The organism is Mesorhizobium sp. 113-1-2 (assembly GCF_016756475.1).
Lineage (GTDB): Bacteria > Pseudomonadota > Alphaproteobacteria > Rhizobiales > Rhizobiaceae > Mesorhizobium > Mesorhizobium loti_C.
Genome location: NZ_AP023242.1, coordinates 3,130,952 through 3,151,097, shown reverse-complemented (window position 1 = coordinate 3,151,097; position 20,146 = coordinate 3,130,952). Strand labels below are relative to the sequence as shown.

Here is a 20,146-nt window from a genome sequence, read left to right as displayed (position 1 = left end):
CCTGCGGTCCGACCTCCCCACAAGGGGGAGGTAGGGCGGCCAACTGGATGCGACGCAAGTACAGGCAAGCCATGACCACCACCATCGCAACCACCACCGCCCCGCCCCGCGTTCGAAAACTCGTCGGCGCCGGGCGCCGGCAGTGGATCGGCCTGCTCTATGTCGCACCCGCGGTGGCGCTGGTCATGGTGTTCTTCGTCATCCCGCTCGGCATGACGGCCTGGATGTCGCTGCACAACTGGCCGCTGATGGGCGAACATTCCTTCATCGGCCTCGACAATTATGTCGCCATCCTGCGCGACACCCGGTTCTGGAACGCGCTCAAATTCACCGGCTACTACACGGTGATCGTCACCATCGCGATCTTCGCCATCGCCTTTCCGCTGGCGATCTTCATCGAAAAACCGCGGCCGCTGACCAACCTCTACCGCACCTTCTTCTTCATGCCGGCGGTGGTCGGCTTCGCCTCGGCGAGCCTGCTCTGGTCCTGGCTGCTCAACGTCGATTCCGGCCTGTTCAGCCCGGCCGCCTACGACCTTGGCCTGATCGACAAGAAGTTCAACCTGCTCGCCACCTTCCAGCCGGCCTTCTGGTCGATCATCGCCATGGTGGTGTGGAAGGTCGCCGGCTTCACCATGATCATCCTGATGACCGGCCTGCAATCGATCCCGCAGGATTTGCAGGAAGCCGCCGTCATCGACGGCGCCGGGCCGTTCGCAAGGTTCCGGGCGATCACGCTACCGCTGATGCGCCGCACGCTGGCGCTGGCGTTGATCCTGTCGGTCGCCGGCTCGATCCTTGCCTTCGACCAGTTCTACATCATCCTGCGCGGCGGCCCGCGCAACCAGACACTGACGGCGGTCTACTGGATCTTCAACCAGTCCTTCGTCTCGTTCAAGCTCGGCTATGGCGCGGCACTCTCGATGGTGCTGCTGGTCATCCTGGTGGCGCTCAGCCTCATCCAGCTGTGGCTGCTGCGCAAGCCCGAGGGGCTAGACTGATGGCGCAGGCGATATCAGCCAGGGGCAAGCTCGCCGCGCGCCTCGCCAGACACTCCACCGGCATCATTGCCTCGATACTGTTCGTCGCGCCGATCGTATGGACGGCGCTGTCCGCCTTCAAACCGGCGGCGGAGGCGCGCCTGCCGCCGCTGCCGCCATGGCCGACCACGGGCTTCTCGCTGGAAAACTATGCCACGCTGAACTCCTTCGGCGACGGACTGTGGGCCTCGGCGCAGAACAGCATCTATGTCTCGGTGATGACCGTTCTGCTGTCGGTCATCGTCAGCGTGCTCGCCGGCTACGGCTTTTCGCGCTTCCGCTTTCCGTTCAAGGACCTGTTCTTCGTCCTCATCCTGTCGACGATCATGATCCCGTTCCAGTCGATCCTGACGCCGATCTTCCTGGTGCTGACCAAGCTTGGCCTGCACAACACGCTGACCGGCCTGGTCGGCGTCTATGTGACGCTGCAATTGCCGTTCTCGATCTTCATGATGCGCAACGCCTTCGACGCCGTGCCGCGCGAGATCGAGGAAGCCGCGCGCATGGACGGCGCCGGTAACGCCACCATGCTTCTAAAGGTGATGCTGCCGCTGGTCTGGCCGGGCGTCGTCACCATCGCGCTGTTCGCCTTCCTCGGCGCCTGGAACGAGTTCCTCGCCGCCCTGGTGCTGATGACCGACCAGTCGAAATTCACGCTGCCGGTGATGATGACGGCACTGCAGTCGGGCCGCTTCGGCGCCATCGACTGGGGCGCCGTGCAGGCGGGCGTCACCGTGATGATGGTGCCGTGCCTGATCCTGTTCCTCGCTTTGCAGCGCTTCTACATCCGCGGCCTGATGGCCGGGGCCGTCAAGTAATCGCCTGACGGCCGAGGCCGTCAACCCATCGATAGAATAATGGAGTGAGTTCATGACCGCATCGCCATCCCCCCGCCCCGCCACGACGGCCAAGCCCAGGCTCGCCTTTCGGCCACTGCCGGTGCCGCAGGTCGACGTGCATGGTTTCTGGGGCGACCGCGCCGATGCGGTGGCCACCCGCACCGCCGACATCCTCTATGAGCGCTGCGTCGAAGCACGCATGCTGGAGCAGATCGATCCGGACCGCCCCTCGCCCGGCGTCGTCATTCCCTTCCACTCGCCCTCGCCCGATGAAGCCGACCGCCAGGGCGCGGAATTCACCGGCTCGACGGTGACGACGCAGATGTTTTGGGATTCCGATCTCGGCAAGACCATCGAGACCGCGGCCTATTCGCTCTACCGGCGCAAGAACCCGGAGCTGGAGAAGAAGATCGACGCCGTCATCGACATGTATGGCAGGCTGCAGCAGGAGGACGGCTATCTCTCCAGCTGGTACCAGCGCATCCAGCCAGGCAAGCGTTGGACAAACCTGCGCGACTGCCACGAGCTCTATTGCGCCGGCCACCTGATCGAAGGCGCGGTCGCCTACTACCAGGCGACGGGCAAGCGCAAGCTGCTGGATATCATGTGCCGCTATGCCGACCACATCGCCTCGGTGCTGGGGCCCGAGCCCGGCAAGAAGAAAGGCTATTGCGGCCATGAGGAGATCGAGCTGGCGCTGGTCAAGCTGGCGCGGGTGACCGGCGAGCGGAAATACATGGAGCTGGCGAAATACTTCATCGACCAGCGCGGCCAACAACCGCATTATTTCGACGAGGAGGCGCGTGCCCGTGGCGCCGACCCCAGGGCCTATCATTTCAAGACCTATGAATACAATCAGTCGCACCGGCCGGTGCGCGAGCAGGACAAGGTCGTCGGCCACGCGGTGCGGGCCATGTACCTCTATTCGGGCATGGCCGACATCGCCACCGAATATGGCGACGACACGCTGCGCGTCGCGCTCGACCGGCTGTGGGACGACCTCACCACGAAAAACCTCTACATCACCGGCGGGCTCGGCCCGTCGGCGCACAATGAAGGTTTTACCAGCGACTACGACCTGCCCAATGAGAGCGCCTATGCCGAGACCTGCGCCGCCGTCGGCCTGGTGTTCTGGGCGAGCCGCATGCTCGGCATGGGGCCGAACGCCCGCTACGCCGACATGATGGAGCGCGCGCTCTACAATGGCTCGATCTCCGGCCTGTCGCTCGACGGTTCGCTGTTCTTCTACGAAAACCCGCTGGAAAGCCGGGGCCGGCACAACCGATGGAAATGGCACCGCTGCCCCTGCTGCCCGCCCAATGTCGGGCGCATGGTCGCCTCGATCGGCAGCTACTTCTACAGCCTGGCGGACGACGCGCTGGCCGTGCATCTCTATGGCGACTCCACCGCTCGCTTCGACATAGCGGGCACGCCGGTGAGCCTGAAGCAGGCGAGCCGCTATCCCTGGGACGGCGCCGTCGAGATCTCGGTCGAACCGCAAGCGCCGGTGGACTTCACGCTGCATCTGCGCATCCCGGCATGGAGCGGCAGTGCGACGCTCCAGGTCAATGGCGAGGCGGTCGACCTCGAAGACATGACCAGCGACGGCTATGCCGCGATCCGGCGCGTCTGGAAAAAAGGTGACCGCGTCCGGCTCGACCTCGAAATGCCGATCGAGCGACTCTACGCCAATCCCGAGGTCCGGCAGGATGCCGGCCGCGTCGCGCTGTCGCGCGGGCCGCTGATCTACTGCGTCGAGGCGTCGGACAATGACAGCCGGCTGCATCGCCTGACGCTGCCGCGCACCGCAGGCATCGAGGCGCATGAGGCGCCCGGGCTGCTGGGCGGCGTGGTGACGCTTTCGGCCACGGCGCGGGCCGATGCCGGCGACGGCTGGCAGGATGGGCTCTACCGCTCCGAACCGCCGGCCAGCGTCGAAACGCGCCTGACCGCCATCCCCTATTACGCCTGGGACAATCGGGAGCCCGGCGAGATGCTGGTGTGGCTGCGCGACGGTTGAGGTCGCCTCTCGCGGGCTCGACTAGGGCCGACTGGATTGGGCGGCGGCAGCAGGCAGCGCCGTCTTTGGTGCGGCTTGCGGCGCGCTGTTGTCGATATGCGCCCAGGCCGGCCGCTCGAACAGGAACATGCCGAAGCCGACGCGCTGGATGATGAGGTAGAGCACCACGGGACTGATGATCGAGACCAGCAGCACCGCCAGGCTGAGCATGCCGGTGTCGGTCAAAAGGCCGCTTGATAGCGCGGCGCCACGGAAGAGCGACATCGGGATGGTGAAGGCGACATAGACGACCAGCGAATGTTCGCCGAGCCAGCGCAGCCATTCCATCGCGGCGAATTGCGACAGCAAGCCGCCAAGCACGCAAAGCGCCACCGCGCCGGCGACGGCTAGAGTGAGATGCAGCGGAGGCCATGCCGCCAGGCCCATCTGCATGCCGACCGGCTGCATGGCATAACCCGGCGAATAGACGAGCAGGCCGTTGACGACAGCCCACAAAGCCAGGCCAGCGACGGCCAGCATCGGGCGGGGTTGCGTCCATTCGACCAGCCGGAACACCAGCGGCGCCAGCACGAAGCCAAGATAGAAGAACACGAAGTAGGCCGCGAATTGTTCAAGCGCATAGCTGTCGGGATGCGGCGCCCACATCTGCAGCGCGGCTGCACACGGGATGACGATCCAGGCGGGCACGCGGAACTGCCGCAAAAGCTTGGCGACAAGGCCGAACACCGCCAGCATGTAGATGAACCACAGCACGCCATAAGGCTGGACGACGGCCATTGCCAGGTCGTGCAGCATGCCGCCGGGATCCCGGCTGAAGATGCCGATCTTCAGACCGATCGAGATGATCGCCCACAGCACGTAGAAATAGAGATAGTGGACGGCCCGCCGGTCTATGTAGCGCCGCCACGGCCGGTCGATCACCTGCGACAGGAACAGGCCTGAGATCAGGAAGAATTCCGGCATGCGGAACGGCGTCGCGAAGCCGATGACATAGTGCAGGAAACCGACGCCGCCCGTATACTCGCCGGTGTTGTAGGCCGAATACATCATGACCACGAGGATGATCGAGAGGCCTTTGGCCGTGTCCACCCACGGCATGCGCATCGGGCTGTTCATGGCGAATCCATCCGGGCCGGCCAAGGCGGCCAGCCATCATCCGGCGATGTCTAGCACCATCAAGCTTCCCAGATCGTAAACGCGGATGGCTTTACGGGTGGCTGGCGGTGCATATCCGCCATATCGATCGCCTACAGTGTCGTGGTCATTGGCAATCTTCTGGCGTCAGCGCTGCCCCTCACTGTCCTGCCGGACATCTCTCCCCGTAAACGGGGCGAGAGGGGCTGGTGGCAACGCCGGCGCCTTTGTTGCAAACTTGGCGATTGGCGAAAGCGGCGACAACAGCATCCTTCGCCCCGTTTACGGGGAGAAGATGCCGGCAGGCAGATGAGGGGCAGCGCTGACGTCGACCGTCTACGCAGTTACTTGCGACCCTTCGACTTGTTCAAAGCCACGGCAGCCCGCACCAGCGCCTTCAGCGCATCCTCGTCGACCTCCTCACCCTTCTGAAAATCGATCGCCCGCCGCGTATTCCCTTCCAGGCTGGAGTTGAACAGCCCCGCCGGATCGGGCAGCGCGGCCCCTTTGGCGAAGGTCAGCTTGACGACGCTCTTGTAGGTTTCGCCGGTGCAGATCATGCCGTCATGCTCCCACACCGGGACGCCGCGCCATTTCCACGTCTCGACCACGTCGGGATCCGCCTGATGGATGAGCGCGCGCAGCCGGGCCAGCATCTCGCCGCGCCAGTCACCTAATTCCTCGATCCTGCCGTCGATCAGTTCGGAGGGGGATTTGCTCTCCTGCGATCCGGTCATGCTCTCTCTCCTCAAAATATGAACAATAGAGCGCTCACATGCGCTCGCCAGGCAATTGGCTGGCCTGTTTCACCCAGGCGCTGAATTGCGCCTCGTCGAACGCGTCGCCCTCATGAATGCTGAGGTAGCGCGTGTCCTGGCTGCTGGATGCGCCCGGCGGCACCGGCTCCAGCGACATGCCGCGAAAGAAGGCCACCTTGATGTATTTGGCGAAGCAATGGACGCCGAGGAACCAGCCCTCGCCTTCGACGCCATAGAGCGGCGAGTTCCATTTGACCGCCTTGTGCACACCAGGCACGGCGCGCTCGATGAGCGCGTCGAGCCGCCCGCCTATCTCGCGCTTCCAGCCCGGCATCGCCGCGATATAGGCCTGCACCGGAGCATCGCCATGACCCTTGGCGATCCGCGGGTTGCCACCGGAAAGCAGCTTCGGCTCGGCCTTGGCGGCTGTCGACTTGGCCATACGCTTTCCTCCTATCCGTTGACGCGCTGCACGCTGCGTCCCTTCGCGACATAGGGCAGCACGAACATATAGAGGCCGCTGAACAGCATAAGGAAGAGCGGCGGCAGTGGCGAATAGACCACCCAGGCCGGCGGTTGCCCAAACGCCATGGTGGCGAAATTGGCGACGACGGTCGCTGTGAAGACGATCGACAGCCAGCGATGCGCCTGCCTGATCCATTTGCTCCAGTCCAAGATGACCTCCCGTGAAAAGCGCGTGAAATCGGGCGCGCTACCAGCGCGCCAGCTGCGTGATCTGGATGAGATTGCCGCAGCCATCGTTGAGCTTGGCGATGGTCGAACCGGTCACCTCGGTCGGCGCCATGGCGAAGGTGCCGCCGCGCGCCGTGATGCGCTCATGGTCGCCCTTGACGTCGTCGGTGAAGAACATCACCGCCGGTTGGCCCTGCTCGAACATCGCCTGCTGGTAGGCCTTGGCGGCTGGCTGGTTGTTGAGCGCCAGCTGCAGCTCGGTGCCTTCGGGCTCGTCCGGCGAGGCGACCGTCACCCAGCGGAACGGCCCGTTGCTGAAATCGGCCTTCTTGGTCAGGCCGAGCACGCCGGTGTAGAAGGCCAGCGCCTTCTCCTGTTCGTCGACATAGATGCTGGTCAGTTTGATCTTCATCGTCTTTCTCCATAGGTTTTGCTGGCGGTGAACCGCCCGGTGAAGTCAAGATTTGGGTTCGGTCGGCCGGATCAGAGCAATTCCAGGAAAAGTGTGAAACGGTTTTCCGTCCGGAATTGCGTCAAAACAAAGAGTCTAATCCGTCCGGTCGAGAAGCTGTTCCAGCTTCTCGAAGAATTGCGGCCAGCCGGTTCTGGCGCCGCCATAGGCGCGCCGCTGATCGGGCCGGAAGCCGGATTGTTCCATGCGCAGATGCGTTCCGGTTGGCGTCGGGGTGAGCGTGAAGGTCACCACGCTCCTGAGGTCGAAAGCCGGATCGGGGTGCGCGAGGTTCCAGGTGTAGGACAGTGTCTTGTTCGGCTCGACGGCCAATACTTCGCAGTCGAGCACGCCGCCCCAATCGGCGCTGATGTTGAAGCGGTGGCCGACAGCGGGCTTGAAATCGTTCTTCATCAGCCACTCCTCGATCAGATGCGGTTGCGTCAGCGCGCGCCAGAGTTTCTCCGGCGGATGGGAAATCTGCCGCTCGACGACGACAGTGCGGTTTTCAGTGGCACTATCGTTCACTGGTCCATCCTTTTGAGCAAATCCTCGAGATCGTCGAACCGGCTCTCCCAGAACCCGGCCATCTCACGTGTCCAGTCCATCAGCGGCGCCAGTGCGCCGAGCTGCGCGCTGTAATGCGTCTGGCGGCCTTCATGGCGGTCGCGCACCAGCCCGGCCTGCTTGAGCAGGCCGAGATGCTTCGACACCGCCGGCTGCGAGACGCCGGACTGGCTGGTCAGCGCCCCCACCGTCTGCTCTCCCTGGCGGCACAGCCGTTCGAAGATCGCCCGCCTGGTCGGGTCGGCGAGCGTCCTGAAGAGCATGTCATGAGCGTCAGGCATGTCAGATCGATAACCCGTTGGCTATTGATTAATGTATAACCACAGGGATATATGTTCGTCAAGCGGTAGATTGGAATGGGCGGGAATGGCTAGACGATCGCATCGGCACGCCCGATCTCCTGCGCCACCAGTTCCTGCAACTGCCACAGATTGCGGTCGCGTATGCCGCAGGCGTCGAGGTGGCGGATCGTCTCGAACAGATATTGCGCGCCCGAGCCCCAGTGGCCGACGGCTCTCGCCAAAGTCGCCGCCACCGCGGCCTTGTCGAGCTTGCCGGCATAGCGCGGATTGGCGGGATCGACGACGAAGCCGAGCGCCCGGCCCTTCCCGCTCTCGGTGCTGACCCGCAGCCAGCGCGGCACGTTGACGGCGGGCAGGATGGTCATCTCGCGGCGCAGCAGCGCTTCCAGATTGTCGGCAACCGGCTCGGCGATCTCGAACACCATGCCCTGGCACTGGCCGCCACGGTCGAGCGCCATCATCAGGCCGGGCTGCTCCGGTGTGCCGCGAAAGCGCTTCACCGTGAAGCAGAACGACCGGTGCCAGCCCCGCGCCACCGCGCGCTCGCCACCCCGCACCTCGCCGACGGGCTTCCACAGCAGCGAACCATAGGCGAACAGCTTCAGCGGCCCGGGCGGCGCACCGGCCAGGATCTCGTCGCGAAACCGCGCATAGTCGGCGTCCAGCATATGAACCATGCCAGGCGTCGGCCCGGCATCCTCGACCACGCGCATGGTCCGCGCCACCAGCGCCTCGGTCAGCGCCATTGGCGCCTTGCGCGGTGATGCCTTGCGCGGTGATGCGTCGGAGTTGGCCTTGCTCATCCTTGCGCTCCCAGCCTTGCCACCATGTTGCCGAAGGCTGGGGGATTCTCAAGGGCGACCGGCGCGAAATCCGCCGGCCAATGCCGGGCGTGCGCGCGACGCACGCCCGGCTGGTCTGTTCTAGAGCAATTTCAGGAAAAGTGTGAAACGGTTTTCCGTCCGAAATTGCGTCAAAACAAAGAGTTAGAGCAGTTCACCGTTTGCGTGAAACGGTGAACTGCTCTAGTGCTTGGTGCTCTTGCCGCCGATGGGGATGCGCTTCGCCTTGCTCTGCGCCTTCTCGGACTTCGGCAAGCTCACGGACAGTACGCCGTTGCGGAAATCGGCCGCGACCTTGTCCTCCGCGACTTCGAAGCCGATCGGGATACGACGTTCGAAGCGGCCATAGAACCGCTCGGAGAACTGACGCTCCTTGTCGTCGGTTTCGGAGTGTTTTTCGCCGCGCAACGTCAGGACGCCGTCATCGAGCAACACCTCGATGTCCTTGTCCTCCATGCCGGGTATCTCGGCTGTCACGCGGATTTCCTTGTCGGTTTCGGAGATTTCCACGCTGGGCCAACCGGTGCCGGCCGAAGAGAACCTGCCCATGGACGGAAGCCGCGACTCGAAGCCGCGGAACATGTCGTCGACCAGGCGGCTCATCTCGCGATGCAGGCCCATGAACGGGTCCCGGTCGCCTTCGCGAAAGAGAGTCGGAGACTGGCTGGTGTCGCGGTTCCACGGCATGAGATCACGAATGGTCATTGCACTTTCTCCTTCCTGTTTCTGGTACGTTTGTATGCACTGCCTGCCATGCTCCGGAGGACAATGCGCCGTCTGAAGCCGGCATCGCTGCCGGCCCCTTCTGTGCTTGCTGTTTTCGCTCTGCTTCTGGTCCGATCCGCTCAACCTTCGGGAACGCCCTCGCCCGTCGCAACGTCATCGCCTCCGGCACATCATGCCCGAGTTCGACGGTCACAAGACCATCGCCCAGCGCGCCGCCCATAATGCTGGCGCGCGCGTCTGCACCGGCCCCATCTGGCGCCGGCATGGTCGATCTGGCGTTCATTGCGAGAGGGTCAAGACCTGTTAATGCAATGTGATCGTCGAACTGCAAAGCCTGCTGACGCCTGATGTACCTGGCAATATCCTCATAGGCCCGGTCAGCATTCGAAAACATGGGCTTGAACGACGGACCGCACGATGTGCGCGAGCGACAGCCGTTGCGTTCGGCGATCGTTGCAACCGCCTGACTGGATTCAGGAACGTCGCGACGCTGGCTAAGGGCTTTTGGCTCGGATTGAATCGTTTTGCCGTATCGGCTCCCCTGTCCATCCGAGTTGATCCATGAAGCGCATGAACCTCGGAACGACAGCATCGGGCGTCGCCTCCCTGTGCCATTGCCTTCGCATTATGGCGCTGTCGACATATCGAAACTCGATCCGCCCGGATGCCAGTGGGCTCACCTTCAGATAAGGCCCGGAATAAGGCTCGACATCCACCTGCTGAATACACAGGTCGAACATCGACATCCATCCAAACAAAACGGAACTCAAAGGACCGCTTGCTATGGAGGAAGCAAGCGCTTCAACGCCGCCGAGTGCCGAAGCAAACGGGTCGGCCGCGTCACTCAGACGCCTGCCTTGAATGGAAACAACGATGTTTGGCCAGGAGTTATGCATTGGTTGAAGATGTTGGGAAGAGGATCGGCCTGTCAACAGAGTGGAAGTGCAGGCAGTGCGGGCAATCTCTATGACTTTTCCATGAACGGCGCCGCCGCATCATTGATCCAGAGGCATCCTCGATCGGTCGTCACTTGTTGTCTTCCAATCTCTCGGCCTGCTGGCCCCAACCCACTTTGCGACTGATAGAAGGCGTATTGGACATGGCTCGAATCCCAAGGCGCGCTAGCGGGATGCCCGCCATGGACATATCGCCAGATCGTCCCCCAGACAGGTTGCCATATGTCGATGGCTTCCCGGAACACATCCAGAAGAACACCAACTGCAAGCCCTTCTTCGTTCGAAAAGCTGAGTTCGAGCAAAGCATTGTTCTGGCTATCCTCGGACAGATATTGCGAATAGGCACCACAATGGACCGAGGTCGACGCTTCCAGATTCCCACGACGCTGGTTCCAAAGCGACAGCCTGTATCCAAGTTCCGGAATTGGCTGTCGCGGCGGCATGTCCGTCTTGTTCTGTCCCTTCAACAGAAAGCGGCGCAAAACCTCCGGCGACAATGTATCGACAGGCTCAGATAGCATCGCCTGCTTGAGCGATCGGCCCATGGGCGCCCAACGGGAGAGCCCCTTGTCGGCTTCCGCCAGCACGTGAAAGTAGGCTGCGGCTTGCGCGACCAACTCGTCGAGAGGTCGTGGCCTCGGGCCCCAATAAACGCAGATGTTGACCGACACGACACCCCTCCCAGAAGCCCTCACCCTATTGGGGAGTCTCTCTCACGACAACGCTGTGTGGCCGCCCACGTCACGACGCCAGCGGCATCGGCACCTTCAGCCCGTCGATCAGCGCGTCGCGAAACAGCGCGATTGGCCGGGCAAGTCGCCCGGCCGGCGGACGGTGCAGCAGCCAGGCGCGCACTTGCGGCTTGAAGTCGGGGCAGTCGATGACCTCCACCTTGTCGCGCCAGCGGCTGTCGGCGAAGGCGCCCGGCGTGACGATGCCGATGCCGTGGCCGCGCGCCACCAGCGACATTCTGAGGTCGACGCTGAGCGCCTCCACCCCGACCTGGAACGGCAGCCTTGCCGCCTCGAGACTCTGGCGGATGAAGGCGCGGAAACCGCAGCCGTTTTCGCTCATCACCCAGGCAAAGCGTGACAGTTCGGCAAGATTTGCCGGCCTCGGCACGCCGAGGCTGGGGGACGCCACCAGCAGCACCGATTGCGTGCCGAGATCGTCGCAGACCAACTCGTCCGGCGGCGCCAGGCCTTCGGCGAGGCAAACGGCCACCGCGTCGAGTTCGCTGCGCGCCACCTGCTCCACCAGTCTTGGCGACCAACCTGAGGTGATGCGCAGCTCCAGCAGCGGAAAGGCGGCACGCAGACTGTCGAGCGGCAGCGCCAGTGCTGCATCGGAGAGATAGGGCATGATGCCCAGGCGGAACTCGCCCTTGACCTCGCCTTGCGGCGACACGCCCGCCTTCAAATCCTCCAGCGAGCGCAGCACCCGCCTGCCATGTTCATAGGCTTCGCGCCCGGAAGCCGTCGGCTTCAGCGGTTTCGACTGGCGGTCGAGCAGTGTCGTCGCCAGCCCGTCCTCGAGATTCTGGATGCGGCGCGTGACGCCCGGCTGGGTGAGGTTGAGCCTGGCCGAGGCGCCGACGATCGAGCCGGTTTCGACCACGGCGATGAAGGCTTCGAGGTCATGGATGTTCATGCGCACCTCGCATAATCATTATCGAATTGATTGAATTGTAGCATGATAACGCTTCAGCATAAAGTCCCCACACAATATGCGACTTATTGAGGACCCTATGCCCGACACCAATGACGGACAGCTGTGCGAGCGGCTGTCGGCCAGTACCATCAGCGGCCCGCAGACGCTGCTCTTTGCCGCCTCTACCGGCATCATCGTCACCAATCTGTTCGCGCCGCAGACGCTGGTCGGCCTGATCGGTCCGTCGCTCGGCGCCAGCGCCGCCAGCGTCGGCCTTGTCGCCATGGCGACGCTGCTCGGCTATGCCGCCGGCCTGTTCTTCCTGGTGCCGATGGCCGACCTTGCCGAGAACCGCGCCTTGATCCTGCGCATGCTCCTGACGGCCGCCCTTGCGGCCGGCGTCGCCGCCTTCGCGCCCACCATCGCCTCGCTGCTGATCGTCCTGTTCGTCCTCGGTGCCGCCTGTTCGGCGATCCAGATCCTGGTGCCGATCGCCGCCTCGATGGCGCCGCCCGGCGAGGCCGGACGGGTCATCGGTGATGTAATGAGCGGGCTGATGATCGGCATCCTGCTGGCGCGGCCGCTGGCCAGCCTCGTCGCCGACGCCTGGGGCTGGCGCGCCTTCTACGGCCTCAGCGCCGGGGCACTCGTCCTGCTCGCCGGCGTGCTCGCCTTCACCTTGCCGCGACGCCGCCCGGAGGCGAAATCGACCTATGGCGCGCTGATCGCGTCGCTGTTCGGCCTGCTGCGCGACGAGCCGGTGCTGCGGCGCCGGGCACTGACGGCGGCCCTGGTGATGGCGGCGTTCAGCCTGTTCTGGACGGCGGTGGCCTTGCGCCTCGCAGCGCCGCCTTTCAGCCTTGGCCAGCGCGGCATTGCGCTGTTCGCGCTCGTCGGCGCCGGCGGCGCGGTGGTCACGCCGCTGTTCGGCCGCGCCGGCGATCAGGGCTGGACACGGTCCGCCACCATCTTCTGCCATCTCGTGCTGATCGGCGCGATGGCGCTCGCCGCCTGGGCCGGCGCCTTCCAGTCCGGAGCCTCATGGCAACCGCTTGTACTGATGGGCGCCAGCGCCGTGCTGCTCGACATCGGCGTCACAGGCGACCAGACGCTCGGCCGCCGCGCCGTCAACTTGCTTCAACCCCAGGCCCGCGGCCGCCTCAACGGCCTGTTCGTCGGCATCTTCTTCATCGGCGGCGCCATCGGCTCCTTGCTGGCCGGTGTCGCCTGGAGCTGGGGCGGGTGGCCAGCGGTCTGCGCCATCGGCGCCGCCTTCGGCCTCGTCGCCCTGCTGGTCGACTGGACCGGCGGGCCGGAATAGGCACTCGCGGACCCGCGATCTTGCGACCCAGGCACGCCGCCACCGGGGCAGGATCGCCGCCGTAAGCGGGAGGGGGCGAACAATCGCGCCATACGCCGTTCGCGGCATCTCGCCATGGGGAACTATATTGCCGGCAAAGCGTTTTAATCCTTGCCGGAGGACGTCATGAACGATGCGTCGGCAAAACCCGTGGGGCCCATCCTTTCATCGACGGAACGTGTGAACACGCTGTCGCATTTTCACCGCGCCGAGATCGCCCGCATGGCGGGCTGGCGCGATCGCCTCGACAGGACCACGAACTGGGCGATCACCGTGGTGGCGGCGATGCTCTCGGTCTCCCTGTCGACGGCCAGTGCCCATCACGGCGTGCTGCTGTTCGCCATGTTGCTGATCCTGCTGCTTTTGTGGATCGAGGCACGCCGCTATCGGTTCTTCGATTTCTACCGGGCGCGCGTGCGCCAGTTCGAGCGCCACTATTTCGCGCAGATCTTCTCGCCGCAGCCTGACTTCGCCTCGGATTGGCTGCTCATTGTCGGCGAAGGCCTGCGCGCGCCAAAATTCCTGCTGTCGCACCGGGCCGCGTTGGCGCGCCGCCTGCGGCGGAATTACATCTATCTCTTCATGATCCTGCTGCTGGCCTGGGTGCTCAAAATAACGACGCCCAGCCTTCAGGTCGGGGGTGTCGGGACCGGCTTCGTCGGCTCGCTTCGCTATGCCGTCGACAGCGCCGCCCTAGGCCCCATTCCTGGCGTAGCCATCGTGATTGTCGTGGCGGCATTCTATGCCTGGCTGTTCGCCATCGTTCTTTTCGCGTCCGGCGGCGACGGCGAACTCACCTTCGGCGACGTCCATGTCTGACATGGACGCCCGACATCGCTCTATATGCCGAAAAACTGCCGTCCGATCATGTAGCCCAGCACCGCCACGACCAGCGGAAACAGCGCCGGCGCAGCCTTGCTGAGAAAGGAAGTCTTTGTGTCTTTGGGCGGCACATAGCGTGCATTGCCGAGATTCTTGGTCATTGCGTACCCCGCGCCAAACCAATCAGTTTCGCGCATGCCGTTATCCCAAAACCGCTGCGCGGCTCCGGTCGACATGCATTAGAATGCGCTTATTAACAGCATGGCCGAATTAACGGGTTGCAAAGAAATTCGATCGAATCGCCGGCTTTGCGTGGTGAAATTCGCAACTCATTTGTCGCTGTTCTCGAAGGCGCCGATGCCTTGCGCGATGAGGTTGGTGGCCATCACCAACGAGATGATGGCGGCTGAATTGAACACCACCACCCACCATTTGCCGCCGGTCAGGAAGCCGTAGCCATCGGCAATCGCCAGCCCCCAATCGGCCGATGGCGGCTGGATGCCGAGGCCGAGGAAGCTCAGCGTCGCGATCGAGAAGAAGGCGTAACCGAGCCGGGTGATGAGTTCGATCAGGATGGTTTCCCGCACATTGGGCAGGATTTCGAGGAACATGATCGCCAGCCGTCCTTCGCCGGCCAGCCGGGCGGCGCTGATATAGTCGCGCTCACGCTGTTCGCGCGCGGCGGTGCGCACGGTGCGCGCCACCAGCGGCGCGTAGGCAAGGCCGATGACCAGGATGACGGTGAGGTTGGAGGGGCCGATCGCCACCAGCGCCATCGTCACCAGCACGATGAAGGGCAGCGACATGACGGCATCGAGCAGCCGCGCGCCGACAGCATCGACCAGGCCGCCAAAGGTGCCGAGCACCAGGCCGATGATGCTGCCGGTGGTGACACCCGCCAGCGTCGCCAGCGGCGCCACCAGCAGGATGTCGCGCGAGCCGACGACGATGCGCGAAAGCACGTCGCGCCCAAGCTGGTCGGTGCCGAACCAGTGCACCGCGTCGGGCGGCGTCATCATCGACAGGAAATCCTCGGCATAGGGATCGAACGGCACGAATTGCGCACCGGCAATCGCGCAGGCGACCCAGAACAAAAGCACCGCCGAGCCGATGACGGTCGACGGCGCCACGTCGGGCAGAAGACCACGCAGCCGGCCGACCCAGGAGAGCCTGATATCGCCGCGCACGGGAGACTGGGTGAGATCGGTCATGGCGCGTTGCGCCGGCGCTGGCGAGGATCGAGCAGCGCCTGCAGCAGATCGCCGATCGCCGCCGTCGAGACGAAGATCGCAGCCATCACCAGCACGCCGGCCTCGAGCATCGGGAAGTCGCGTGCCTTGGCCGCGCTCAGCACCAGATTGCCGAGCCCTTGAATGCCGAACAGCGCCTCGATCACCACCAGCCCGCCGAGCAGGAAGCCGCTCTGGGTGGCGATCACCGCCACCGTCGGCACCAGCGCGTTGCGCAGCACATGCTTAAACAGCACCTGCGAGGGGCTAAGGCCCTTGAGGATGGCGGTCCGCGTATAGTCCGCGCCGCGCGCCTCGATCACCCCTGCCCTGGTCATGCGCGCGACATAGCCGATCAGGTTCAGCACCAGCGGCAGCGCCGGCAGGATGAGGTGGTAGCTGGACGTCCAGAAGCCGGCCCCATCCGGCGCCGCACCGGAGATCGGAAACCAGGCCAGCCACAGGCCGAAGACCATCAGCAAAAGCAGGCCGGAGACGAAGTCGGGCACGATCGAGAGCGAGACGCCGGTCAGCACGATCAGCCTGTCGGCAAGGCTCCCCGAGCGCAAGCCCGCGACGACGCCGGCACCGATGCCGATCGGCATCAGGAACAGCAGCACGACGCCGGCCAGTGCCGCGGAATTCTTGATGCTCGACAGAACGAATGGCGCCACCGGCGCATGCATCGACAGCGAGTCGCCGAAATCCCCGGTGATCGCCTTGCTGAACCAGTGCCAGTACTGCGAGGGGATCGGCTGGTCGGTGCCGAGCTTGCGGTTGAGCTCGGCGACCGCCTGCGCATCGGCGAACGGGCCGAGCATGACGCGGCCGACATCGCCGGGCAGCACTTGCCCGGCGAGGAAGACCAGCGCGCTGACCAGCCACAGCGTCAAAAGCAGCGCGCCCGCGCGAGCCGCCAGGGGCCGCACGATCGCCATCGAGGCGGTCACACGAACGACACCTTGTCGAGCAGCAGGTGCGAGATGGCGGTGAAGCGCACGCCCTCGACCTTCGAGGAGACGATGCGGCTGTATTGCGAGAAATAGCTGATGATCAGCGGCGTCTCGTCGAGCAGCAGGGTCTGGATCTTGCCGGCGGCGACGCGCTGCGCCTGCAGGTCTCGGGCCTTGCCATACTCGAGCAGCAGCGCGTCATAGTCCGGATTGTTGAAATGCGCCGCGTTCCAGGCGCCCGAGCTCTTCAGCGTCGCGTTGAGGAAGATGTCGGGCGTACCGCGATGGCCGAAATCGGTGATGCCGAGATTGGAATCCAGCCATGGCGAGCTGCCGAACGTCGCCGAGCCGTAGTAGGCATCCTGCGGCAGCACGTTGAGCTTGATGTCGATGCCGGCCTTCTTGGCGAAATTCTGGATGATCACGGCATAGTCGGGAATGTCGTAGGCGCGCTCGGTGGTCAGCGTCACCTCGAAGCCGTTGGGCACGCCGGCTTCGCCGAGCAGGCGCTTGGCTTCAGCGATGTCCTGCTTGCGCTGCGGCACCGCCGGATCGGCCGAGGGAAAGATCGGCGCGAACGGCGTGTCGTTGCCGACGATGGCGCGGCCCTTGAGCAGGCCCTTGACCACCGCCTCGCGATCGATGGTCAGCGCCAGCGCGCGCCGCACGCGCTTGTCGGTGAACGGCGCCTGGTCGGTTCGCAGATGCGCCGGATCATGCGAGCTGGCCTGCACGCTGAGCAGCTTGAAGTTGGGATTGCCCTCGATCGCCAGTTCCAACCGCGTGGTGCTGGGGATGACGTCGAGCTGGCCGGCCTGCAATGCCAGCACCTGCGCCTGCTCGTCGTCGAAGAACTTGATCTCGACCCGGTCGGGCAGCGCCTTGTCGCCCCAATAGTCCGGGTTGCGCACGAATGTGGCGCCCTGTTTGGGGCGGAAGGATTCCAGCTTGAACGGACCGGTGCCGTTGAAATTCTTCTCGAAATCGCCGGCATAGTCGGCCGGCACGATGACGGCATTGTAGACGTCGGACGAGACATAGAACGGGAAGTTGCTGTTCGACTGGTCGAGATCGAAGGCGACGGTCTCGTCGTCGACGACCTTGGCGCCGCCCTTGGAGAGAATGCCCTTATAGGCCGACAGCGCGGACGAGCCGCTGGCCGGATCGACCAGCCGCTCGAAGCTTGCCACCACATCCTTGGCGGTGACGCTGCGGCCATCGTGGAACTTCACGCCGGGCCGCAGCTTGAACGTCCAGCGCTTGGCCGTCTCGTCGGCTTCCCACGACAAAGCAAGCTTAGGCTGCAGCCCATCCTTGGGATCGTCGAGGATCAGATATTCGCCGACCTGGCTGAGCACGCCGATGCTGGCCGGATCGGTCACCGTGACGGGATCGATCGCCTTGGTCGGCTGGCCGAGCCCGACGCGGACCGTGCCGCCGGCTGTCGCCGCGCGTGCAGCACCTGGCGTGAACAGCCCCTGCGAGGCGGCAAAGCCGGTGAGACCGAGAAGCGCGGCGTATTTCAGCAGGTCGCGGCGCTTGAGGAAGCCCTGCGCATATTCATCCACGGCGACATTCCAGATGTCGCCATTGGTGCCGCGCGTCGACTGGTTGCGCAAGAGATCGATGTCGGAACGTTTCGTCATTGTCAGTCTTTCATCAATTGGAGGATGGGGGTGAAAAAGCCGCCGTCAGACCGGCTGGCCGTCGAGATGGATGCGGTCGACCGCTTGCGGATAGAAGGCGATGAGCCCTTTGATCTTCGGCATTTCATCGATCGGGTCGCGGTAGCTCCAGGCAATGTCGGGACGAACCGAACCGTCCTTCAGCAGGCCCGACCAGTAGGAGGCGATGCCCTTGTAGGGACATCGCGTCGTCGAATTGGACGCCGTCAGCCGCCCCAGCCGGACATCCTCCGGCGGTAAATAGAACCGCGTCGGCAGATGGGTCTCGAACAGCAGCACCGGGCGCTGGCTGTCGGCGATGATCTCGCCGTCGAACCAGACCTGTACATGACTGGAACTGTGCAACACGTCGATGCGTGCATAGGGATCGCGGGCGTGGACGAAGACTTCCTCTTCCTCCTCGAACCATTGGTCGACCGCCTTCCAGGTGAAGGCGATGCGGCCGGCGAGCGGCGCCAGATTTTCATCCGGGGGTGCCGTGAACGACCACGCCGCATTGGCGGCGCGCCTGTCGCCGCTGTCGATGTCCCAATAGGCGGTCTCGCCGCCCACCGCGTGCGGCTCGCGATGCAGCGACGGCTTCAACACCGACGGATCGACCGAGGACGGCGGGAAGAAATAGATCGGCAGGAAATGGTTGGAGCGCAGCACCAGCACGTTGCGGCTGTCGGCGATGGTGCGGCCGCCAAACTTGACGCGCACCCGCTTGGGGCTGTGCAGGACATTGACGAGACGCGGAGCGGTGGCTTCGCGGGGCTGAAGGTTTGGTGCTGCGGTCATGGCGATCCCCTCAGGACACGGCGCGCGCATTGGCGCGCTGCTCGGCGAAACGGTTGGCGGGGCGGGCAAGGCCAAAACGGTCGCGCAACGTGCCCGGCGCATATTCCGTCGGCACCAGGCCGCGCCGCTGCAGTTCCGGCACCACCTGCTCGGCGAAATTCACCCAGTCCTCCGGCAGCAGCGGGAACATCAGGTTGAAGCCGTCGGCGGCACCCGCGACGAACCAGTCTTCCAGCTGGTCGGCGATCTGCTTCGGCGTGCCGGCAACCGTCGGCACCGAGCCGCTGTTGGCGAGCTTGCGGGCAATGTCGCGCAGGCTGAGATTCTGCTTCGACCATTGCTTGACGCGGTTGAGCGAGGTGCGGCCGCCATTGAAGGTGCTCTCGTCCGGCAGCGGCGGCAGCGGCCCATCCGGCGGGTAGGCCGAGAGGTCGATGCCGCTCCAGCTCGACAGAAGGTCGATGCCGACCTGGTCGGGAAGCAGGCTCTGCAGATACTCCTGCTTGTCGCGGCCTTCCGCCTCCGAAGCGGCGACGATGGGCAGGATGCCGGGCAGGATCTTGAAGCTTTCCGGCCGCCGGCCATGGCGGGCCAGCCGCTCGTTGATGTCCTGCCGATATTTGATGCCGTCTTCCCTGGTGCTGTAGATGGCGAAATGCGCATCGGCCTGGGCGGTGGCGAAATTCTTGCCGTCCTCGGACGAACCGGCCTGGACGATCAGCGGATGGCCCTGCGGCGGCCGCGACACGTTGAGCGGCCCGCGCACCTTGAAATGCTTGCCCTTGTGGTCGATCGGATGGACCTTGTCGGGATCGGCGAAATAGCCCGTCTCCTTGTCGATGAGGAGCGACTCGTCCTCCCAGCTGTCCCACAGCGCCTTGACGATATCGAGGAATTCGCCGGCCCGCTCATAGCGGAAGGCGTGCTCGATGTTGCCGTCGCGGCCGAAATTGCGCGCCTCCTCATCCATCGCCGAGGTGACGACGTTCCATGACGCCCTGCCCTTGCTGATATGATCGAGCGAGGCGAACATGCGCGCGACATTGTAGGGCTCGCTGTAGGAGCTCGATGCCGTGGTGATCAGGCCGATATGTTTGGTCACGGCGGCCAGCGCCGACAAAAGCGTCAGCGGCTCCAGGCGGGCATTGGCGTAGTGCGCGACGCCGCTCTTGACCGAATCCCAGATCGAGACGTGGTCGGCGACGAAGATAGTGTCGATCCGCGCCCGTTCGGCTGCCTGCACCAGCTCGCGATAGTAGTCGAAGTCGAGCACCTCGCGTCCCGGCGCGCGGGGGATGGCGCCATGACATGCGGTGGTCGCCCTGCGGGTTGAAGAAGA

General features: G+C 64.3%; 23 protein-coding genes. 5 read left to right on the top strand and 18 right to left on the bottom strand.

From position 1 onward, the window contains the following. The first annotated feature begins 71 nt into the window (after positions 1-71). From JN279_RS15125 to JN279_RS15115, 3 genes are read left to right on the top strand one after another with little or no spacing between them, the layout of a single operon-like run. Positions 72-1,001, top strand: coding sequence for a carbohydrate ABC transporter permease (locus tag JN279_RS15125; protein WP_202353194.1), 930 nt, complete (start codon positions 72-74; stop codon positions 999-1,001). Beyond that, a complete protein-coding gene (locus tag JN279_RS15120; protein ID WP_202353193.1) occupies positions 1,001-1,858 on the top strand; it encodes a carbohydrate ABC transporter permease in 858 nt (285 codons plus the stop codon). Before JN279_RS15125 ends, JN279_RS15120 begins: the two co-directional genes overlap by 1 nt. Before the next feature lie 52 nt (positions 1,859-1,910). Beyond that, entirely contained in the window at positions 1,911-3,899 is a 1,989-nt protein-coding gene (locus tag JN279_RS15115) for a glycoside hydrolase family 127 protein (RefSeq protein WP_202353192.1), read from the top strand. Positions 3,900-3,920: 21 nt separating this feature from the next. Here the strand turns inward: JN279_RS15115 and JN279_RS15110 are convergent, their stop codons facing one another. The 12 genes from JN279_RS15110 to JN279_RS15055 form a co-directional block, all read right to left on the bottom strand. Next, positions 3,921-5,015, bottom strand: coding sequence for an acyltransferase family protein (locus tag JN279_RS15110; protein ID WP_202353191.1), 1,095 nt, complete (start codon positions 5,013-5,015; stop codon positions 3,921-3,923). 362 nt (positions 5,016-5,377) lie between these two features. Next, entirely contained in the window at positions 5,378-5,770 is a 393-nt protein-coding gene (locus JN279_RS15105) for a DUF1801 domain-containing protein (protein ID WP_202353190.1), read from the bottom strand. Positions 5,771-5,804: 34 nt separating this feature from the next. After that, the gene (locus JN279_RS15100) at positions 5,805-6,233 is read right to left on the bottom strand and encodes a DUF1801 domain-containing protein (protein ID WP_202353189.1); all 429 of its coding nucleotides are present in this window, start codon (positions 6,231-6,233) and stop codon (positions 5,805-5,807) included. Between the two features lie 11 nt (positions 6,234-6,244). Further along, positions 6,245-6,466, bottom strand: a complete 222-nt coding sequence (locus tag JN279_RS15095) for a hypothetical protein (protein ID WP_202353188.1) — start codon at positions 6,464-6,466, stop codon at positions 6,245-6,247. A gap of 37 nt (positions 6,467-6,503) precedes the next feature. Next, entirely contained in the window at positions 6,504-6,896 is a 393-nt protein-coding gene (locus JN279_RS15090; RefSeq protein ID WP_202353187.1) for a VOC family protein, read from the bottom strand. 135 nt (positions 6,897-7,031) lie between these two features. Continuing rightward, on the bottom strand, positions 7,032-7,463 hold the full coding sequence (locus JN279_RS15085; RefSeq protein ID WP_096448608.1) for an SRPBCC family protein: 432 nt from the start codon (positions 7,461-7,463) through the stop codon (positions 7,032-7,034). Then, a complete protein-coding gene (locus JN279_RS15080) occupies positions 7,460-7,783 on the bottom strand; it encodes an ArsR/SmtB family transcription factor (RefSeq protein ID WP_096448610.1) in 324 nt (107 codons plus the stop codon). The genes JN279_RS15085 and JN279_RS15080 overlap by 4 nt, the downstream gene beginning before the upstream one ends. Before the next feature lie 89 nt (positions 7,784-7,872). Beyond that, complete coding sequence (locus JN279_RS15075) at positions 7,873-8,607, bottom strand: gamma-glutamylcyclotransferase (RefSeq protein ID WP_096448612.1); 735 nt, start codon at positions 8,605-8,607, stop codon at positions 7,873-7,875. 222 nt (positions 8,608-8,829) lie between these two features. Continuing rightward, positions 8,830-9,351 carry an Hsp20/alpha crystallin family protein gene (locus JN279_RS15070; protein ID WP_096448614.1) on the bottom strand — a complete coding sequence of 174 codons (522 nt, stop codon included), beginning with the start codon at positions 9,349-9,351 and terminating at the stop codon, positions 8,830-8,832. Next, a complete protein-coding gene (locus tag JN279_RS15065) occupies positions 9,338-9,964 on the bottom strand; it encodes a hypothetical protein (protein ID WP_202353186.1) in 627 nt (208 codons plus the stop codon). The genes JN279_RS15070 and JN279_RS15065 overlap by 14 nt, the downstream gene beginning before the upstream one ends. A 372-nt stretch (positions 9,965-10,336) precedes the next feature. After that, the gene (locus JN279_RS15060) at positions 10,337-10,999 is read right to left on the bottom strand and encodes an Imm52 family immunity protein (RefSeq protein WP_202353185.1); all 663 of its coding nucleotides are present in this window, start codon (positions 10,997-10,999) and stop codon (positions 10,337-10,339) included. A 70-nt stretch (positions 11,000-11,069) separates the two neighbouring features. After that, the gene (locus tag JN279_RS15055; RefSeq protein ID WP_096448622.1) at positions 11,070-11,978 is read right to left on the bottom strand and encodes a LysR family transcriptional regulator; all 909 of its coding nucleotides are present in this window, start codon (positions 11,976-11,978) and stop codon (positions 11,070-11,072) included. Positions 11,979-12,075: 97 nt separating this feature from the next. Between JN279_RS15055 and JN279_RS15050 the strand changes: the two genes are divergently transcribed. Further along, positions 12,076-13,299, top strand: a complete 1,224-nt coding sequence (locus JN279_RS15050; protein WP_096448624.1) for an MFS transporter — start codon at positions 12,076-12,078, stop codon at positions 13,297-13,299. A 165-nt stretch (positions 13,300-13,464) separates the two neighbouring features. Continuing rightward, positions 13,465-14,157 carry a DUF2270 domain-containing protein gene (locus JN279_RS15045; protein WP_096448626.1) on the top strand — a complete coding sequence of 231 codons (693 nt, stop codon included), beginning with the start codon at positions 13,465-13,467 and terminating at the stop codon, positions 14,155-14,157. A 20-nt stretch (positions 14,158-14,177) separates the two neighbouring features. Here JN279_RS15045 and JN279_RS15040 read toward each other — a convergent pair whose 3' ends face one another. The 6 genes from JN279_RS15040 to JN279_RS15015 all read right to left on the bottom strand — a co-directional run bounded on the left by JN279_RS15040 (position 14,178) and on the right by JN279_RS15015 (position 20,080). Next, complete coding sequence (locus tag JN279_RS15040) at positions 14,178-14,357, bottom strand: hypothetical protein (RefSeq protein ID WP_202353901.1); 180 nt, start codon at positions 14,355-14,357, stop codon at positions 14,178-14,180. 132 nt (positions 14,358-14,489) lie between these two features. Then, complete coding sequence (locus tag JN279_RS15035; protein WP_202353184.1) at positions 14,490-15,371, bottom strand: ABC transporter permease; 882 nt, start codon at positions 15,369-15,371, stop codon at positions 14,490-14,492. Continuing rightward, on the bottom strand, positions 15,368-16,321 hold the full coding sequence (locus tag JN279_RS15030) for an ABC transporter permease (protein WP_446720421.1): 954 nt from the start codon (positions 16,319-16,321) through the stop codon (positions 15,368-15,370). Before JN279_RS15030 ends, JN279_RS15035 begins: the two co-directional genes overlap by 4 nt. 14 nt (positions 16,322-16,335) lie before the next feature. Then, on the bottom strand, positions 16,336-17,988 hold the full coding sequence (locus JN279_RS15025) for an ABC transporter substrate-binding protein (RefSeq protein ID WP_202353183.1): 1,653 nt from the start codon (positions 17,986-17,988) through the stop codon (positions 16,336-16,338). 45 nt (positions 17,989-18,033) lie between these two features. Further along, complete coding sequence (locus tag JN279_RS15020) at positions 18,034-18,807, bottom strand: DUF427 domain-containing protein (protein ID WP_202353182.1); 774 nt, start codon at positions 18,805-18,807, stop codon at positions 18,034-18,036. Positions 18,808-18,817: 10 nt separating this feature from the next. After that, a complete protein-coding gene (locus JN279_RS15015; protein WP_244734600.1) occupies positions 18,818-20,080 on the bottom strand; it encodes an LLM class flavin-dependent oxidoreductase in 1,263 nt (420 codons plus the stop codon). Positions 20,081-20,146: the final 66 nt, after the last annotated feature.

What these genes read in the sequence shown, in the direction of transcription:
- JN279_RS15050 (WP_096448624.1), top strand. Translation starts at nt 12,076, where the DNA reads ATGCCCGACACCAATGACGGACAGCTGTGCGAGCGGCTGTCGGCCAGT.
- JN279_RS15105 (WP_202353190.1), bottom strand. Translation starts at nt 5,770, where the DNA reads ATGACCGGATCGCAGGAGAGCAAATCCCCCTCCGAACTGATCGACGGC.
- JN279_RS15080 (WP_096448610.1), bottom strand. Translation starts at nt 7,783, where the DNA reads ATGCCTGACGCTCATGACATGCTCTTCAGGACGCTCGCCGACCCGACC.
- JN279_RS15045 (WP_096448626.1), top strand. Translation starts at nt 13,465, where the DNA reads ATGAACGATGCGTCGGCAAAACCCGTGGGGCCCATCCTTTCATCGACG.
- JN279_RS15055 (WP_096448622.1), bottom strand. Translation starts at nt 11,978, where the DNA reads ATGAACATCCATGACCTCGAAGCCTTCATCGCCGTGGTCGAAACCGGC.
- JN279_RS15040 (WP_202353901.1), bottom strand. Translation starts at nt 14,357, where the DNA reads ATGCGCGAAACTGATTGGTTTGGCGCGGGGTACGCAATGACCAAGAAT.
- JN279_RS15025 (WP_202353183.1), bottom strand. Translation starts at nt 17,988, where the DNA reads ATGACGAAACGTTCCGACATCGATCTCTTGCGCAACCAGTCGACGCGC.
- JN279_RS15100 (WP_202353189.1), bottom strand. Translation starts at nt 6,233, where the DNA reads ATGGCCAAGTCGACAGCCGCCAAGGCCGAGCCGAAGCTGCTTTCCGGT.
- JN279_RS15120 (WP_202353193.1), top strand. Translation starts at nt 1,001, where the DNA reads ATGGCGCAGGCGATATCAGCCAGGGGCAAGCTCGCCGCGCGCCTCGCC.
- JN279_RS15075 (WP_096448612.1), bottom strand. Translation starts at nt 8,607, where the DNA reads ATGAGCAAGGCCAACTCCGACGCATCACCGCGCAAGGCATCACCGCGC.
- JN279_RS15110 (WP_202353191.1), bottom strand. Translation starts at nt 5,015, where the DNA reads ATGAACAGCCCGATGCGCATGCCGTGGGTGGACACGGCCAAAGGCCTC.
- JN279_RS15035 (WP_202353184.1), bottom strand. Translation starts at nt 15,371, where the DNA reads ATGACCGATCTCACCCAGTCTCCCGTGCGCGGCGATATCAGGCTCTCC.
- JN279_RS15020 (WP_202353182.1), bottom strand. Translation starts at nt 18,807, where the DNA reads ATGACCGCAGCACCAAACCTTCAGCCCCGCGAAGCCACCGCTCCGCGT.
- JN279_RS15115 (WP_202353192.1), top strand. Translation starts at nt 1,911, where the DNA reads ATGACCGCATCGCCATCCCCCCGCCCCGCCACGACGGCCAAGCCCAGG.
- JN279_RS15125 (WP_202353194.1), top strand. Translation starts at nt 72, where the DNA reads ATGACCACCACCATCGCAACCACCACCGCCCCGCCCCGCGTTCGAAAA.
- JN279_RS15065 (WP_202353186.1), bottom strand. Translation starts at nt 9,964, where the DNA reads ATGCTGTCGTTCCGAGGTTCATGCGCTTCATGGATCAACTCGGATGGA.
- JN279_RS15090 (WP_202353187.1), bottom strand. Translation starts at nt 6,896, where the DNA reads ATGAAGATCAAACTGACCAGCATCTATGTCGACGAACAGGAGAAGGCG.
- JN279_RS15070 (WP_096448614.1), bottom strand. Translation starts at nt 9,351, where the DNA reads ATGACCATTCGTGATCTCATGCCGTGGAACCGCGACACCAGCCAGTCT.